The 16,437-nt window shown below is 70.7% G+C and carries 13 protein-coding genes; 7 read left to right on the forward strand and 6 right to left on the reverse strand.

The annotated features are described in order from the left end of the window. Positions 1-95 precede the first annotated feature (95 nt). From metG to JJ683_RS07435, 7 genes are all read left to right on the forward strand, one after another. A complete protein-coding gene (gene metG, locus JJ683_RS07405) occupies positions 96-1,940 on the forward strand; it encodes a methionine--tRNA ligase (RefSeq protein WP_200172664.1) in 1,845 nt (614 codons plus the stop codon). Beyond that, positions 1,937-2,785 (forward strand): TatD family hydrolase, encoded by an 849-nt coding sequence (locus tag JJ683_RS07410; RefSeq protein WP_200172665.1) that lies wholly within the window; start codon positions 1,937-1,939, stop codon positions 2,783-2,785. The genes metG and JJ683_RS07410 overlap by 4 nt, the downstream gene beginning before the upstream one ends. Before the next feature lie 312 nt (positions 2,786-3,097). Then, complete coding sequence (locus JJ683_RS07415; RefSeq protein WP_200172667.1) at positions 3,098-4,216, forward strand: resuscitation-promoting factor; 1,119 nt, start codon at positions 3,098-3,100, stop codon at positions 4,214-4,216. Positions 4,217-4,225: 9 nt separating this feature from the next. Then, complete coding sequence (rsmA, locus tag JJ683_RS07420; protein ID WP_200172669.1) at positions 4,226-5,152, forward strand: 16S rRNA (adenine(1518)-N(6)/adenine(1519)-N(6))-dimethyltransferase RsmA; 927 nt, start codon at positions 4,226-4,228, stop codon at positions 5,150-5,152. Between the two features lie 10 nt (positions 5,153-5,162). Beyond that, a complete protein-coding gene (locus JJ683_RS07425; protein WP_200172671.1) occupies positions 5,163-6,161 on the forward strand; it encodes a 4-(cytidine 5'-diphospho)-2-C-methyl-D-erythritol kinase in 999 nt (332 codons plus the stop codon). Beyond that, on the forward strand, positions 6,161-8,059 hold the full coding sequence (locus JJ683_RS07430) for an ABC-F family ATP-binding cassette domain-containing protein (RefSeq protein ID WP_200172673.1): 1,899 nt from the start codon (positions 6,161-6,163) through the stop codon (positions 8,057-8,059). Before JJ683_RS07425 ends, JJ683_RS07430 begins: the two co-directional genes overlap by 1 nt. Before the next feature lie 122 nt (positions 8,060-8,181). Further along, positions 8,182-9,201, forward strand: a complete 1,020-nt coding sequence (locus tag JJ683_RS07435) for an enoyl-CoA hydratase/isomerase family protein (protein ID WP_200172675.1) — start codon at positions 8,182-8,184, stop codon at positions 9,199-9,201. A 38-nt stretch (positions 9,202-9,239) separates the two neighbouring features. Here JJ683_RS07435 and JJ683_RS07440 read toward each other — a convergent pair whose 3' ends face one another. From JJ683_RS07440 to JJ683_RS07465, 6 genes are all read right to left on the reverse strand, one after another. Further along, positions 9,240-9,461, reverse strand: coding sequence for a hypothetical protein (locus JJ683_RS07440; protein ID WP_242474487.1), 222 nt, complete (start codon positions 9,459-9,461; stop codon positions 9,240-9,242). 4 nt (positions 9,462-9,465) lie between these two features. After that, positions 9,466-10,431, reverse strand: coding sequence for a non-homologous end joining protein Ku (ku, locus tag JJ683_RS07445; protein WP_200172677.1), 966 nt, complete (start codon positions 10,429-10,431; stop codon positions 9,466-9,468). Between the two features lie 88 nt (positions 10,432-10,519). Next, positions 10,520-13,027: an ATP-dependent DNA ligase gene (locus JJ683_RS07450; RefSeq protein WP_200172679.1), complete on the reverse strand. Its 2,508-nt coding sequence runs from the start codon at positions 13,025-13,027 to the stop codon at positions 10,520-10,522. A gap of 155 nt (positions 13,028-13,182) precedes the next feature. After that, positions 13,183-14,745: a peptide chain release factor 3 gene (locus JJ683_RS07455; protein ID WP_372435259.1), complete on the reverse strand. Its 1,563-nt coding sequence runs from the start codon at positions 14,743-14,745 to the stop codon at positions 13,183-13,185. 247 nt (positions 14,746-14,992) lie between these two features. Beyond that, the gene (gene pth, locus JJ683_RS07460; RefSeq protein WP_242474492.1) at positions 14,993-15,556 is read right to left on the reverse strand and encodes an aminoacyl-tRNA hydrolase; all 564 of its coding nucleotides are present in this window, start codon (positions 15,554-15,556) and stop codon (positions 14,993-14,995) included. A 175-nt stretch (positions 15,557-15,731) separates the two neighbouring features. Next, positions 15,732-16,337, reverse strand: a complete 606-nt coding sequence (locus JJ683_RS07465) for a 50S ribosomal protein L25/general stress protein Ctc (protein WP_200172685.1) — start codon at positions 16,335-16,337, stop codon at positions 15,732-15,734. Positions 16,338-16,437 lie beyond the last annotated feature (100 nt).

A 16,437-nucleotide genomic window follows, 5' to 3' on the forward strand; every position in this document is an offset into this window, starting at 1 on the left:
CCGTCATCCATACATGTGTTCTATCGATCGCACGTTCGCAATCATGCATGAACCCACCGACAAGTTCTGCGCGCAGCACGCAATAAGCTGTGCGCATGTCTTCCTCTGTGCTCACCGCCGTCGCGTGGCCATACGCCAACGGGCCGCGCCACATCGGCCACGTGTCCGGCTTCGGGGTGCCCTCCGACGTCTTCTCGCGCTATCAGCGGATGATCGGAAGCCGCGTTCTGATGGTCTCGGGCACGGACGAGCACGGCACGCCGATCCTGGTGCAGGCGGACGCGGAGGGCATCGCGCCGATGGACCTGGCGGACCGCTACAACCGAGTCATCGTGGACGACCTGCAGGGCCTCGGCCTGAGCTACGATCTGTTCACCCGCACCACGACGCGCAACCACTACGCGGTGGTGCAGGAGCTGTTCCGCACGCTGCACAAGAACGGCTACCTGGTGCCGAAGACCACCACCGGCGCGATCAGCCCGTCCACCGGCCGCACGCTTCCGGACAGGTTCGTCGAGGGCACGTGCCCCATCTGCGGGTACGACGGCGCCCGCGGCGACCAGTGCGACAACTGCGGAAACCAGCTCGACCCCGCAGACCTGATCAACCCGCGCAGCAAGATCAACGGGGAGACACCGAAGTTCGTCGAGTCGGAGCACTGGTTCCTCGATCTGCCCGCGCTGGCGGACTCGTTGGGCGACTGGCTCAAGGGCCGCACCGGATGGCGGCCGAACGTGCTGCGCTTCAGCCTCAACCTCATCGACGACATGCGCCCGCGCGCGATGAGCCGCGACATCGACTGGGGCATCCCCATCCCGCTCGAGGGGTGGCAGGACCGGCGGGACAAGAAGCTCTACGTCTGGTTCGACGCTGTCATCGGATACCTGTCCGCGTCGATGGAATGGGCTGCGCGCACCGGGGATCCCGAGGCGTGGCGCGAGTGGTGGACGGACCCGAACGCCGTCAGCAATTACTTCATGGGCAAGGACAACATCACCTTCCACTCGCAGATCTGGCCGTCGGAGCTGCTGGGCTACCGGGGCGAGGGCGCGAACGGCGGCGAGCCCGGACCGCTCGGCGCGCTGAACCTTCCCACCGAGGTGGTGTCCTCGGAGTTCCTCACGATGAGCGGATCGAAGTTCTCGACCTCTCGCGGCACGGTCATCTACGTGCGGGACTTCTTGCGCGAGTTCGGCCCCGACGCGTTGCGCTACTTCATCTCCGTGGCCGGCCCGGAGACGCAGGACACGGACTTCACCTGGGAGGAGTTCGTCCGCCGGACCAACTTCGAATTGGCCAACGAATGGGGCAACCTGGTCAACCGCTCGGTGTCCATGGCGTTCAAGAACTTCGGCGCCATTCCGCGTCCCGGCACGGTGACCGACGCCGACGCGGAGCTGCTGCGGACCGCGCACGCGGCGTTCGACACCGTCGGCGCGGACCTGGCGCGCAGCAGGTTCCGCTCGGCGGCGTCCGAGGCGATGCGCGTGGTGTCGGCCGCCAACAAGTACATCTCCGACACCGAGCCGTGGAAGTTGGCCAAGGACCCGGCACAGGCCGACAGGCTCGCCACCGTGCTGCACACCTCGCTGCAGGTTGTCTCGGACGCCAACGCGCTGCTCACGCCGTTCCTGCCGCACTCGGCGCAGTCCGTGCACGAGCTGCTCGGCGGCAGCGGGGTGTGGGCGGCGCAGCCGGAGGTCCGGGAGGTCGACGATCTGGTCTCGCCGTCGCTGCCGGAGGGGCCGGTGGGCGCCGGTCTGCCCGCAGAGGGGCGCAGCTACCCCGTGCTCATGGGCGATTACGCCGCCGAGCAGGCGGCGTGGCGGCGTACCGAGGTGCAGCCGGGTACGCCGTTGTCCAAGCCCGCCCCGCTGTTCCGCAAGCTGGCCCCGGAACTGGGGGAGACCGGTCCGGAGTGGGCCCCGGTGGACAAGTGAAGCGCGAGCGCCCGGCGCCGCCGGTTCCGGAGCCGGCGGGCGACCTGATCGACGCGCATACGCACCTGGACGCGTGCGGCGTGCACGACGACGCCTCGCTCGCCGCCGTGCTCGACCGCGCCGGGCGCGCCGGGGTGGGGCGTGTCGTGACCATCGCCGACGATCTTGAGGCGGCCCGTTTCGCCGTGCGGGCGGCGCACTGGGACGAGCGCGTCCACGCCGCGGTGGCGCTGCACCCCACCCGGGCGAACGCGCTGGACGACGCGGCGCGGGCGGAGCTGGAAGCGTTGGCTGCGGACGACCGGGTGGTGGCCGTCGGCGAGACCGGGCTGGACTGGTACTGGCCCGGGAAGATGGACGGCTGCGCCGAGCGCGGCGACCAGCTCGAGGCCTTCGCCTGGCACATCGACCTCGCCAAGCGCACCGGTCTGCCGCTGATGATCCACAACCGCGAGGCCGACGACGAGGTGCTGGCCGTGCTGGCATCCGAGGGAGCGCCGGACACGGTGATCTTCCACTGCTTCTCCTCCGGCCCGGAGACGGCCCGCAGGTGCGTGGACGCCGGTTACGTGCTGAGCTTCTCGGGGACGGTGAGTTTCCGCAACGCCAAGGAGTTGCACGCGGCGGCGGCGATCCCGCCGGACGACGGATTCCTGCTCGAGACCGACGCACCGTTCCTCACTCCACACCCGTACCGCGGGGCGCCCAACGAGCCGTACTGCCTGCCGTACACGGCCCGTGCACTGGCGCATCTGCGGGGGGTGAGCGCGGAGGAGATCGCCGCGTGCACGACGGCCAACGCCGAGCGCGTGTACGGCAGCCGCGGCCGCGACCTGCACCTGTAGTTCCGGTCGAGGGTTCGGACTCCGGGTCCGAAGGTCGACACGCCCGCGCGGCGGAACGGTGTGGCACTTCACAATTCCGCTGTATTTCCTGCGTACGGCGCTGTCGTGTGGAGTCGTCCTCGGCGTGCGGCTGTACTGGATTGCAGTACCGATACCTGTTCGTTACCGTCCTGTGATCGTGATAGCCGGGATGGGGAAGTCCCGGGCGCCACGGCGGGGCATGCGCCCGCACGCCGAAGACCGACGGTCCGCTGGGATGCGGACATCCGGTGGTGCCTTCCCCCTGCCCGGAACTGCCACCACAGGAAACCGATGTCAGCCTTCGCCCGGATCAACCGCGCCCCGTCACTCCTTCTCCGTGCTGTATTGGCGGCGCTGCTGCTGACCCTGGTGGCCGGGGGCGCCGCGGTGGCGGCGATGCTCAAGACGGTCACGCTCGACGTCGACGGCCAGCAGATCCAGGTGCGTACCATGGCCTCGTCGGTGCAGGGAGTCATCGAGGACGCCGGGTACACCGTGGAGGACCGCGACGTGGTGGCCCCGGCGACGGGTGAGGACGTCTCCTCGGGCGACAAGATCGTGCTGCGCAACGCCAAGCCGCTGACGATCACCGTCGACGGTCAGCAGCGCACCGTCTGGACCACCGCCAGCACGGTCTCCGAGGCGCTGGCCCAGTTCGACGCCGCGACAGCAGGTGCCAAGGTGTCGGCGTCGCGTTCGCATCGGCTGCCGTTGGATGGAATGGCGCTCGAGGTCACCACGCCCAAGCCGGTGACGCTGGCCGACGGCGGGCAGACCATCGAGGTGGACAGCGCCGACGCGACCGTGGGCGACATGCTCACTGCCCTGGGTACCCCGCTGGATGCCGACGACGTCGTGGAACCGGCCGCGTCGACCCCCGTGAAAGAGGGGATGACGGTGACTGTCAAGCGCATCGCCACCGAGACCGAGACGGTCACCGAGTCCTTCGAGCCGCCGGCGGTGAGTACCGACGACGACACGCTCGCCAAGGGCAAGACCGAGGTGACCTCCCCGGGCACGCCCGGCAGCCGCGAGGTCACCTACAAGGTGACGACGGTCGACGGCAAGGAAACCGAACGCGTCAAGCTGGACGAGAGGGTGCTCGATCCGGGCGTACCGGCCGAGGTTCGCGTCGGTACCAAGTCGGCGCCGTCGGTGCCGCATGGTGGCGTGTGGGATGCGCTGGCGCAGTGCGAGGCCACCGGCAACTGGTCGATCAACTCCGGGAACGGCTTCTACGGTGGTCTGCAGTTCACCCAGCAGACGTGGCAGGCCTTCGGTGGCGGGCAGTACGCCGCACGGGCCGACCTGGCGACGCGCGAGCAGCAGATCGCCGTCGCACAGAAGGTGCAGGCCGCGCAGGGGTGGGGCGCCTGGCCACTGTGCAGCAGCAAGATCGGTGCACGCTAGATTCTGAGGATGCCCGACACTTCTGACGAGGGCGGCGCGGCCACCGGCCGCGCCGCCCTTCTCGGCCCCGCCGAGGTCCGTGCGCTCGCCGAGCGGCTGGGGGTCCGGCCGACGAAGACGCTCGGCCAGAACTTCGTCCACGACGCCAACACCGTGCGGCGGATCGTCGAGAAGGCCGACGTGCGGGCGGACGACACGGTCCTCGAGGTGGGGCCCGGGCTCGGGTCGCTCACGCTGGCGCTGCTCGACGCGGCCGCGGCGGTGGTGGCCGTCGAGATCGATCCGGTGCTGGCGCGGCAGCTGCCGGCCACTGCGGCCGAGAGGGCGCCGCACGCGGCCGGCCGCCTCACCGTCGTGGAGGCCGACGCGCTGCGGGTACGCCGCGGCGCTCTGCCCGCCGCGCCGACGGTGCTCGTCGCGAACCTGCCCTACAACGTCGCGGTACCGGTGCTGCTGCATCTGCTCGCGGAGGTCCCTTCGCTGCGCGGTGCGCTCGTGATGGTGCAGGAGGAGGTCGCCGACCGGCTCGCCGCCGGGCCGGGCAGTCGCACGTACGGGGTGCCCAGCGTGAAGGCGGGGTTCTTCGGGACCGTGCGGCGTGCCGGGTCGGTGGGCCGGGCGGTGTTCTGGCCCGTCCCCAAGGTGGAGTCCGGTCTGGTGCGCATCGACCGGTACGCCGCCGCCCCGTGGCCTGCCGACGAGGCGCACCGGCGCGCGGTCTTCGAGGTGGTCGACGCGGCGTTCGCGCAGCGCCGCAAGACCCTGCGCGCCGCGCTGGCCGGCTGGGCGGGCGGTGCCGCCGAGGCCGAGCGGCGGCTGCGGACGGCGGGGATCGACCCGTCCGCACGGGGCGAGCGGATCGACACGGCCGGATTCGTGCGCCTCGCCGCGGCCGGGGCGCTGCGCGCGCCGGAGCCCGGCGGGGCACTCGACTAGGCTGTGGGCCGTGCTGAGAGTCGTTCACGAACCCGTGGTGGTGCAGGTGCCGGCCAAGGTCAACCTGCATCTGGGAGTGGGGGACCTGCGTCCCGACGGCTATCACGAGCTGACCACTGTCTTCCAGGCGCTGTCGCTGCATGACACCGTCAGCGTCGTCCCGGCGCACGGACTCGAGGTGCATGTGCGGGGCGAGGGTGCCCGGTTCGTCCCCACCGACCGCCGCAACCTGGTGTGGCGTGCCGCGGAGGCGATCGCAGCGCACGCCGGCCGCGAGCCGAAGGCCCGGATCACGGTGGACAAGGGGATCCCCGTGGCAGGCGGGATGGCCGGCGGCAGCGCGGACGCCGCGGGCACGCTGGTGGCGCTCGACGCGATGTGGGGGCTGGATCTGCCGCGCGACGAGCTGCGCGGGATCGCGGCCGGGCTGGGCAGCGACGTCCCCTTCATCCTGTTCGGCGGCACGGCGCTCGGCACAGGTCGCGGGGAGGACCTGACGACGGTGCTCACGCGCAACGACTGCCACTGGGTCCTGGCTTTCGCCAAGGGCGGGCTGCGCACTCCCGACGTCTTCGCCGAGCTCGACCGTCTGCGTGCCAAAGGCGTTCCGGACGGTTCCGCGCACGATGCATCCGGCGGGCGTCGGCCCGGGCCGCGACGGCTCGGCTCCGCCGACGACCTCCTGCAGGCTCTGGCCGCGGGGGACGTGTACAGGCTCGGCCCCGTCCTGGGCAACGATCTGCAGGCGGCGGCGCTGTCGCTGCGGCCGGACCTGCGGCGCACGCTCGCGGCCGGGGAGCGGGCCGGGGCGCTGCGCGGCATCGTCTCCGGTTCGGGCCCCACGTGCGCTTTCCTGTGCACGGACGAGGACGCCGCCCTGGCGGTGAGCCTGGAGCTCGCCGGCGAGGGCGTGTGCCGCACGGTGCGCGTCGCATCCGGACCGATGGCGGGCGCGCGCGTGCTCAGCGACGACCACAACGACTATGACGACCCCGAGGATCTTGCCTGATGGCCCACCGAGTCCTGGTCAATCTCGAATCCGTATCGAAAAGCTTCGGCATCAAGGCCCTGCTCGACGACGTGTCGGCCGGGGTGCACGAGGGTGACCGCATCGGCGTCGTCGGGCTCAACGGAGGCGGCAAGACGACGCTGCTCGAGGTGCTGACCGGGCTGGAGCCGCCGGACGCGGGCCGCGTCAGCTCCGCGGGCGACCTGCGCCTCGCGGTGGTGACTCAGCGCGGCGAACTTCCGCCCGGGGCGACGGTGGGCGAGGTGGTGTTCGGCCCGCTGGGCTTGGCGGAACACGAGTGGGCGTCGGACCGCCGCATCCGGGGGATCCTGCACGGCATCGGATTCGGCGCGGAACTGGGCGGCGCCACCGCGAGCGGTGCCGATCCGGAGGGCAGGCGCCTGCACACGCCGGTCGACGAACTCTCCGGCGGCGAGCGGCGCCGGGTGGCGCTGGCCGCGGCGCTGGTCCAGGATCTCGACCTGCTCGTCCTCGACGAGCCGACCAACCACCTGGACGTGGAAGGCGTGCGCTGGCTGGCCGGGCACCTCCTGTCGCGGCGGAGCGCCTTGGTGGTGGTCACCCACGACCGTTGGTTCCTCGACACCGTCGCCACGCGCACCTGGGAGGTTGTCGGCGGAAAGGTGGAGGGCTACGAGGGCGGGTACAACGACTGGGTCTTCGCGCGCGCTGAGCGGGCACGGCAGGCCGACGCGTCCGAGGAGCGCCGGCGCAACCTGGCACGCAAGGAACTCGCCTGGCTGCGCCGCGGCGCACCGGCCCGTACGTCGAAGCCGCGCTACCGGGTGGAGGCGGCCGAGGCGCTCATCGCCGACGTGCCGCCGCCGCGCGACTCCATCGCGCTGAGCTCGTTCGCGCGTCGGCGCCTCGGCAAGGTGGTGATCGAGCTCGAGGACGTCGAGCTGCGCGCCCCGGCGGCGGGCGAGGGGGAGCAGGGCCGCGTGCTGGCGCAGGACCTCACCTGGAGGCTGGCGCCCGGCGAGCGCGTGGGCCTGGTCGGGGTCAACGGGTCTGGCAAGACGACGCTGCTGCGGACCCTCGGCGGCGAATGGCCCCCGGCGTCGGGCACGAGGATCCAGGGCAAGACGGTGCGGATCGGCTGGCTGCGCCAGGAACTCGACGACCTGCCCACCGACATGCGCCTGCTCGAGGCCGTCGAGGACGTGGCACGCGTCGTCCAGCTGGGCGACCGAGAGATGTCGGCCTCCCAACTGGCCGAACGGCTCGGCTTCAGCCCGGCACGGCAGCGCACTCCGGTGGGCGACCTGTCCGGCGGCGAGCGGCGCCGACTCCAGCTCACCCGCGTGCTCATGGGCGAGCCGAACGTGCTGCTGCTCGACGAACCGACCAACGACCTCGACATCGACACGCTGCAGCAGCTGGAGGACCTGCTCGACGGTTGGGCCGGAACGATGGTCGTGATCAGTCACGACCGCTACCTCATCGAGCGGATCTGCGATTCGGTCTGGGCGCTTTTCGGCGACGGCCGGCTCACCCACCTGCCGCGGGGCATCGCACAGTACCTGGAGCGGCGCGAGGAGCTCGCCGCGCAGACGGGGGCCACGGCAGGACAGGCGGGTACGGCGCTAGACGGGGCGGCGCAGAAGAACTCTGCGGGCGGCGTCGGCGCGGGCGCCCGAACCGCGGACGCGGGACCGTCCGCGGCCGAGCACCGCTCGATGACCAAGGAGCTCGGCAGGCTCGAACGCTCCGTGGCCAAGCTGGACACACGGATCGCCGGCCTGCACGCACAGCTGGCCGAGGCCGCCACGGACCCCGACCGCCTCATCGCGCTCAACGCGGACCTGGCGCAGGCGGTCGGGGAGAAGGATGCGGCGGAGGAGCGGTGGATGGAGATCGCCGCCGAGATCGGGTGAGCGGCCGTGCCCGGCGAGCACAGAGGGGGGCTGAGACGTGCATCACTCAGGCCGGTACCTTGTGCGCCGCTCACAACCCGCGGGCATAGGGTGCGGGATACGACTTTCTGAGGGGAGCTGCGTTGAGTTCATATGTGGAGAGCACCATCGACGGCACGGTCGGACAGATCGTCCTCAATCGGCCGTCCGCCCTGAACGCCCTGGACACCCCCATGATCCGCGAACTTTACGCGGTGCTGGTGGGGTGGAAGGACGACGACGCGGTGCAGACCGTGCTCGTGCGCAGTGCCTCGGACAAGGCGTTCTGTGCGGGCGGCGACATCCGCTCGGTGCGCGAGTCCGTTCTGGCCGATAAGAACGGCGAGGTCTACGGATTCTTCTCGGAGGAGTACCGGCTCAACCAGCTCATCGCCGACTACCCCAAGCCGTATGTGTCGCTGATCGACGGCGTCAACATGGGCGGCGGGCTCGGCATCTCCGTGCACGGAGCGGTCCGGGTGGTCACCGAGCGCGCGATGTTCGCGATGCCGGAGACCGCCATCGGGTTCATCCCGGACGTGGGCGCCAGCTGGTTCCTGCCCCGCATCCCCGGGGCCGCCGGACTGTACGCGGGCCTGACCGGCGCCCGCCTGAACGCCGGAGACGCCCTGGAGCTCGGCCTCGCGACGCATTTCGTGCCCTCCGCGGGGCTCGACGCCTTCGCGAAGTCCGTCGTCGCCGACGGGTTGGAGGCGGCGCTGGGGACGCTCGACGCCGCGCAGGCCCCGGAGTCCGCCATCGCAGCGGTACGCCCGGCCATCGACGAGGCCTTCGCCGGATACGACCTGGCCGTCATTTCCCAGCGGGTGGCCCAGGGCGATGAGCCGTGGCGGGTCGCGGCGCGCAAGGCGCTCGCTTCGGCGTCACCGTGGTCGATGTCGGTGAGCACCGAGCTGCTGCGCCGCGGCGGCAAGTCCGCGACGCTGGAGGAGTGCCTGGGCCGTGAGCTGCGCGCCGCGGTGAAGATGACCGCCTGCCCGGACTTCGCCGAGGGAGTGCGCGCGGTGCTGGTGGACAAGGACCGGAACCCGGCCTGGACCCCGGCGGCGATCGCCGAGGTGTCGGTGGACGCGGTCAACGAGGTCTTCGACTCGCCGATCTGACAGGTTCCTCTCCGGCTGGTCGTGCCGATCGTGCCGGCTCACGTGCAGGGGGCGGCCTCGTCGCCGCACCCGCACGGGGGCGCGATCTCCCCGCATTCGACGACCAGCGTGTGTCGCACTCGATCGAGTGCGGTGCAGCCCGCATCGGTGCACTCCATGACCAAGTCATGGTGCACGATCAGCGTGCCGTGGCAATGATCCAGTTCAGCGGCGCACAGAGGGCACATTGTCGATACCGCCGCCCCGTCGTCGCGGGCCATGCGATCACGCTCCCTTCTTGGTTCGCGGCTTGCTGTTCGCGGTCTTCTTCGCCGCTGCTTTGCGGCCGCTGGAGGTGGTGGCGCTCTTCTTCGCAGCGGGCGGCTTCTTGCGGGTGTCCGACTTCTTCGTGTTTTTCGTGTTCTTCGTGCCGGACGTCGAGCGCGATCCGGAGTCGTCGTCCACGCTGGCGCTGAGGGCGCGAAGCAGGTCGGACACGTCCTCGTCCTCGCCGCTGCCCTTGCCGGACCGGCTCCGGCGGCGGGTGCCGCCGGACGCTTGTGTCCGGCCGCCGACCAGTTTCCCCTCGACGAGTTCGGCGACCGCGTCGCGGTACCGGTCGTGATACTCGGTCGGATCGAAGACATCGTCGGCCATGTGGTCGACCAGCGTCATGGCCATCGACATCTCCTCACTGCGTACCTGCGGATGCTCTTCCTGAAGGAAGGGGAAGGCCGGTGTGCGGACCTCGTCCGCCCAGTGCATCGTGCTGAGCATGATCACGTCGGACGCCGCCCGCAGCACGGCCATCGCCTCACGGTTGCGCAGGGTGATCCTCACGATCGCGACACGGTCGGACTTGTGGAGCACGTCGCGCAGCAGCAAGTAGGGCCGGACGGCGGACTTCCGCGGCTCGAGATAGTAGGTCTTGTCGTAGTAGACGGGGTCGATGGACTCGAGCGGGACGAACTCGACCACTTGCGCCGAGCGTGAGGACTGCGGTTCGGCCGCCGCGAGCTCGTCGGGTGTGATCACGACGAGCTCGCCGCCCTCTGTCTGATACCCCTTGGCGATCTCCGAATACGGAACCTCCTCGCCGTCCTCGGAGCACACGCGCTGATACCGGATCTGCCCGCCGTCCTGTGCGTGCACCTGCCGGAATCTGACGCTGTTGTTCTCCGTGGCCGCATACAGCCGGACAGGGATGCTGACCAGACCGAATTCGACCTGCCCGTTCCAGATCGACCTCATGGGAACCACCTCCCGTCGCGACGCCGCACACTGAGGCGCCGGGCATCGACTCCGAAAGTACTTACTCGGGTGCGCATGCGCGTGACCATCACAGATCGCCGGGCGACTTGTCGCTGCGCAGGCCGCGCCACGACGGGTGCCGGAAGCGCCCCGCCTCGGTACGGCCGGAGTGTCGGATTTCGCCGACGAGCCGCGGGGTGACCCACACGGGGTCCGGGGCGTCGGAGCGGGGCACCGCGTCACTGAAGGGACTGGTCTTGCGGCGGATCCGGCGCATCGAGGCGGTCAGTCGCGCGAGCTCGTGCTCGTCGAAGCCGGTGCCCACTTTGCCGGCATAGCGCAGTCGCCCGTCGGCGTCGGGTTCGCCGAGCAGCAGGGCGCCGAAAGTCTCCGCGCGCGAGCCGCTTCCGCGGGTGTACCCGCCGATCACGAGCTCATCACTGGCGAAGTGCTTGTGCTTGATCCACGCGTCGGAGCGCTTGCCATCGGCATACCGGGAACCCAGCCGCTTCGCGACGATGCCCTCCAGCCCATCGTCGCTGCTGCGGCGCAACGCCTTGCGAGGGTCGAGGTCATATGGCGCGGGCACTTCGGCGGCGTGCAGCCGCGGGGCGAGGGCCTCGAGAACCTTGCGGCGATTGCGGTAGGCGACGCGCAACAACGGTCGCCCATCGAGGTAGAGGACGTCGAACACGTAGAGCCGCAGCTCGGTGGCCGCGGCGCGGCGCTGCAGGCGCGCGAAGTCCGGGACACCGCGCGCACCGGGCGCCACCAGTTCGGCGTCGAGTACCGCGTCGTGGCCCCGAAGATCCTCGGCCAGGGCGGCGAACCGGCCGAACTCGTCGGTCACATCGCGACCGTTGCGGCTGTGCAATCGCACCGCTGCGTCGTGGACCTCGATGATCACGCGGTGCCCGTCCCACTTGCCCTCGAACGCCCACTCGTCCGGATCGAGGCCAGTGATGTCGCCGGGCGTCGCGAGCATGGGCCGGAGTCCGCGCGGGAACGGCGCCCGCGATCCCCGGCCGGCCGCGATGGTCTGCCCGGTGCCGTCGCTGGAAGGCCCGTCGCCGGAGGGCTCGTCATCGGAGTCGTGCGTGGCGGACGGCCGGAACTCCGGCTGGTCCTTCTTCAGATGCACCAGCCAATGGGCGCCGGAAGTATGGCCGCCTTCCGCGCCGTCACCGCGGGACTCCGTCCCGCGTCCGCCGCTGCGGCCGACTCCGGGCGTGTGGATCAGGGCGTACCGTCCGCGAAGGCGCTTGCCGTGCAGGTCCACGACCACCTCGTCGTCCTGCCACTTCACCGCCGAGTACGTGCCATTATCCCAGATCTCGACCCGGCCGCCGCCGTATTGGCCCCGGGGGATCTCGCCCTCGAAGGACGCGTACTCGAGCGGATGGTCCTCGGTGTGCACCGCGAGGCGGTCCTGGCCGGTGTTAGCGGGGAGATTCTTCGGGACCGCCCACGATACGAGCACGCCGTCGCGCTCCAGCCGGAAGTCCCAGTGCAGGGTGCCGGCGTGGTGCTCCTGTATGACGAATCCGGCTCCGCCGTCCGCGCCGCGCGGGTCCGCTTCCGGCAGCGGCTCGGTGGTACGGCCGAACTGCCGGCGCGTGCGGTATTCGCCCAACCGGCCCGTATCGTCGCGGGTTCCGCGCGCGCGGCGCCCGCTCGAGCCCCGGCTACGGCCCCGGTCAGAGCCCTTCACCAGGTCGGTCAGCAGGTGGCCGTGCTCGTCCACGCGGCGCAGCACCTCGTCGAATGTGAGCTGGCGCAGTGTCGGATCCTCGATCTCGTCCCACGTGCGTGGCGCGGCGACGGTCGGGCGATCGCGTCCGCGCAGCGAGTACGGTACGATGGTGGTTTTGGCGCCGTTGTTCTGGCTCCAGTCGATGAACACCTTTCCGCGGCGCTGCGCCTTCCGCATCGTCGTGGTGACGGTGCGAGGATGTCGTGCGGCGACCTCGTCGGCGACACGGCGGGCCACGTCCACCGCGTCATCCGACGTCACCGGGCGGTCCAGTGCCACGTACAGGTGAATGCCCTTGCTTCCGGACGTGACCGGGTGGCAGGTGAGTCCGTTCGATTCGGTCAGGTCGCGTATCGCCGTCGCCACCTGCGCACAGTCGGCGAGTCCGGTCTGTTCCCCGGGATCGAGGTCGAACACCAGACGGTCGGCGAGGAACGCGCCGGGGGAGTCCGGCGCGTCCGAATCGGGGTCGGGGCGGTCGTGTCGCCACTGCGGGACGTGCAGCTCCAGCGCCGCCTGCTGGCCGAACCACGCAAGGGTCGCCTCGGAATCGGCGATCGGATAGGTGGTCCGGTGCGTGCGGTGCGCCAGAGTGCAGCGGTCGATCCACTCGGGCGCGGAGGACGGCAGCTGCTTCTCGAAGAACGACTCCTCCGCTACGCCGCGCGGCCAGCGCTTGCGGGTGACGGGCCGCTCACGCAGGAGGGGCAGAAGCAGGGGTGCGATCTCGCGGTAGTAGCCGATGACGTCCGACTTCGTCACCGCGCCGGACCGTCCCTGTGCTGGATAGAGCACACGGTCGATGTGGGTGATCGCCACCTTGCGGCCGCCTACGGTGACCATGCCTGAGGGTAACCGGGACCGGTGTCCGCAAACCTGACGACCGCCGGCGGCGAGCGTGCCCGGCCGGGAGCCTAGTCGCCGGCCGCGGTATGCCAGTCGCTGGCCGCGGTGTCTCAGTCGCCGGCCGCTGTACTTCAGTCGCTCGCCGCTGTACTTCAGTCGCTCGCCGCGACGAGAGGCCGCAGCGTGAGCTCCGGGTTCTCCTTCTCGATGTACTGCAGCCGCCACTTGTCGCTGAAAAGTGCCAGGATGACGCCGTCGGAGCGGGTGAACACCTCGACGCCGCGCTGGCGGTTCAGTCCGGGCGCGGATTCCTTGTCGGTCTCGCGCGCCACGGTGTAGCCGAGGTTGTTCACGACGGTCTCCACGCCGAACTCGGCCTGCATCCGCGCGGTGACCACCTCGAACTGCATCGGGCCGACGGCGGCCATCACCGGGGAGGCGTCGCCGCGCGCGTCGTTGCGCAGCACCTGCACCACGCCCTCGGTGTCGAGCTGGTCGATGGCCTTGCGGAACTGCTTGTACTTGCCCGCGCTACGGGCGCTGATCATCGCGAAGTGCTCGGGCGCGAACGACGGGATGGGCGCGAACTCGATGCGCGGATCGCTGTAGAGGGTGTGCCCGGGGGCGAGCGCGTTGGCGTTGACGAGACCGACGATGTCCCCCGGGTAGGCGTCTTCGACGGTGTTGCGGTCGCGTCCGAACACGGTGAGCGCGTACTTGGTGGCGAACGGGCGGCCGGTCTGCGCGTGTGTGACCACCATGCCCCGCTCGAATGTCCCGGAGACCACCCGCATGAATGCGAGCCTGTCGCGGTGTGCGGTGTCCATGCCCGCCTGCACCTTGAACACGACGGCGCTGAACGGGTCGCTCACCTGGCGTGACTTCCCGTCGACGCCGTCGCGCGCGCGCGGTGGCGGGGCGTAAGCGACGAGCGTGTCGAGGATCTGCCGCACGCCGAAATTCAGCATGGCCGACGCGAAGATCACCGGGGACGTCTGCCCGGCCAGGTACATCTCCTGGTCGTGGTCGGCCCCGGTCTCCGAGAGCAGCTCGCTCTCCTCGACGGCCGACTGCCACGCGTCGCCCTCGCGGGCCGCGGCGGCCTCGGCGTCCAGGTGCTCCTCGGGCGCGACGGTGGCGCCGCCGGAGGTGCGTGTGAAGCGGATGAAGCCCTCGTCGCTGCGGCGCAGCAGGCCACGGAAGTCGCCCGCGATGCCCACCGGCCAATACAGGGGGGTCGGGATGAGACCGATGCGCTCCTCAATCTCGTCGAGCAGCTCCAGCGGCGACCGGCCGGGCCGGTCCCACTTGTTGATGACGGTGACCACCGGAATGCCGCGGTGCTTGCACACCTGGAACAACTTGAGCGTCTGCGGCTCGAGGCCCTTGCCCGCGTCGATGAGCATCACCGCGGCGTCGACGGCCGTGAGCACCCGGTAGGTGTCCTCGGAGAAGTCGGAGTGGCCGGGGGTGTCGACGAGGTTGATCACGTGGTCGTCGTAGGTGAACTGCAGGGCCGTCGAGCTGACCGAGATGCCGCGGGCCTTCTCCATCTCCATCCAGTCCGACACCGTGGACTTGCGGCCCGCTTTGCCGTGCACCGCACCGGCCTCGGAGATCACCCGGGCGTGCAGCGCCAGTGCCTCGGTGAGCGTCGACTTGCCGGCGTCGGGGTGCGAGATCACTGCGAACGTGCGTCGGCGTCGCGCCTGCACGCCCGCGGCGTCATTGCCGGGGGAGTGAGCCCCGCCCGCCGCTGTCGCGGGATCGGTGTTGGGGGCCGACGCGTGCTCGGTGGTCACCGGGGATCCTTCCGGGATTGCGGGTGGTGCGGCACCGGCGGTGCGGCACGGATGGTGTGTCACGCCCGGTGCGGTGATGGCGCGAAGCGGGGCATTGTGGGAAACCGCGTTCCGCCGCGTTGCCGCCGATCGAGTTTACCCGGCCGAGAAAGGTGGCCGATCATGCCCCATGCAGGCGGTTCTGCGCGAAGCCGAGCCCCCGCTCGGCTACGAGCTCCGCGGCATCGGCGGCCTCCTCACAGAACACCCCGAGCTCTTTGCGCTCTGCCGCGGAGAACGGCTTGAGGACGTAGGAGGCCGGATCCATCCGCCCGGGCGGGCGGCCGATGCCCGCACGCACACGCAGATAGTCGCGGGTACCCAGCGACGACGTCACCGAGCGCAGGCCGTTGTGTCCGCCCTCGCCGCCACCGGACTTCACCCGGACCGTCCCGAAGTCCAGGTCCAGCTCATCGTGCACGACGAGGATCCTGTCCGCGGGCACGGAGAAGAACTTCGCCGCGGACGCCACCTGCCGCCCGGAGACGTTCATGAAGGCACGGGGCTTGACCACGGTCACGGGGCGCCCCGCCAGGCGGCCCTGCGCGATCTGCGCGCCGCTGCGCTTGTGCACCGTGAAGCGGGCGGACATGCGGTCGGCGAGCACGTCGGCCACCAGGAAGCCGATGTTGTGCCGGGTGCGCTCGTACTCCGGGCCCGGATTGCCCAGCCCCGCGATGACCAGGGGACGGGTGTCGGAGCCGTCGAGGTCGGCGAGGGCGGGTCCCGGCGTATTCACAGGGGGCATCATCGCATCCCGGCCTGCAGTCGCCGCATCCCGATGCCCTGCGACGACGGCGCCCCGTCCCCGGGGGGGCGGGGCGCCGTCGTCGTTGAAGGATGTCAGGCGGATGGCCGGGTCACTCTGCGGCGGCCTCGCCGGCCTCGCCCTCGGCGGCGGCCTCGTCCTCGTCGGGCGCGGACCGCTGCTCGGCGACGTTCACCAGCAGAAGCTCCGCGTCGTCTTCGAGCTCGGTGCCTGCGGGAATCTGCACATCCCCGGCGAGGACCTGGGCGCCCACCTCGGCACCCTCGATCGAGACCTCGATCTCCTCCGGGATGGAGAGCGCGTCGGCCTGCAGGCGCAGTGTCGTGACCTCGTGGAAGACGATGGTGCCGGGCGCGGCTTCACCGGTGACGACCAGCGGAACCTCGACGACGACCTTCTCGCCGCGCTTGACGGTGAGCAGGTCGGCGTGCTCGATGTAGTTGCGCACGGGGTGGATCCGGACCTCCTTGGTCAGGGCCATGTGCTCCTTGCCGTCGATGTCCAGCGTGACGATGGCGTTGGTGCCGTGGTTGCGCACGACCGCGGCGAACTCGAGCGAGGGGAGGTTCAGGTGGATCGGGTCGGCCCCGTGGCCGTAGAGGACGGCCGGGACCAGGCCTTCGCGGCGGGCGCGGCGCGAAGGGCCCTTGCCGAACTCGGTGCGGGGGGTGGCGGCGATGCGCAATTTGTCGGCCATCGGTGTCTCCTTGGAAGAAGTGCGGTTGCGGGGTGCCCGGCTGCGGGCGCCGATCGCGCGCCGCGCCGTGCACCGGCCGCGCCGGTGACACCGCTGGTCG

It is taken from the genome of Tomitella cavernea (assembly GCF_016599145.1).
Lineage (GTDB): Bacteria > Actinomycetota > Actinomycetes > Mycobacteriales > Mycobacteriaceae > Tomitella > Tomitella cavernae.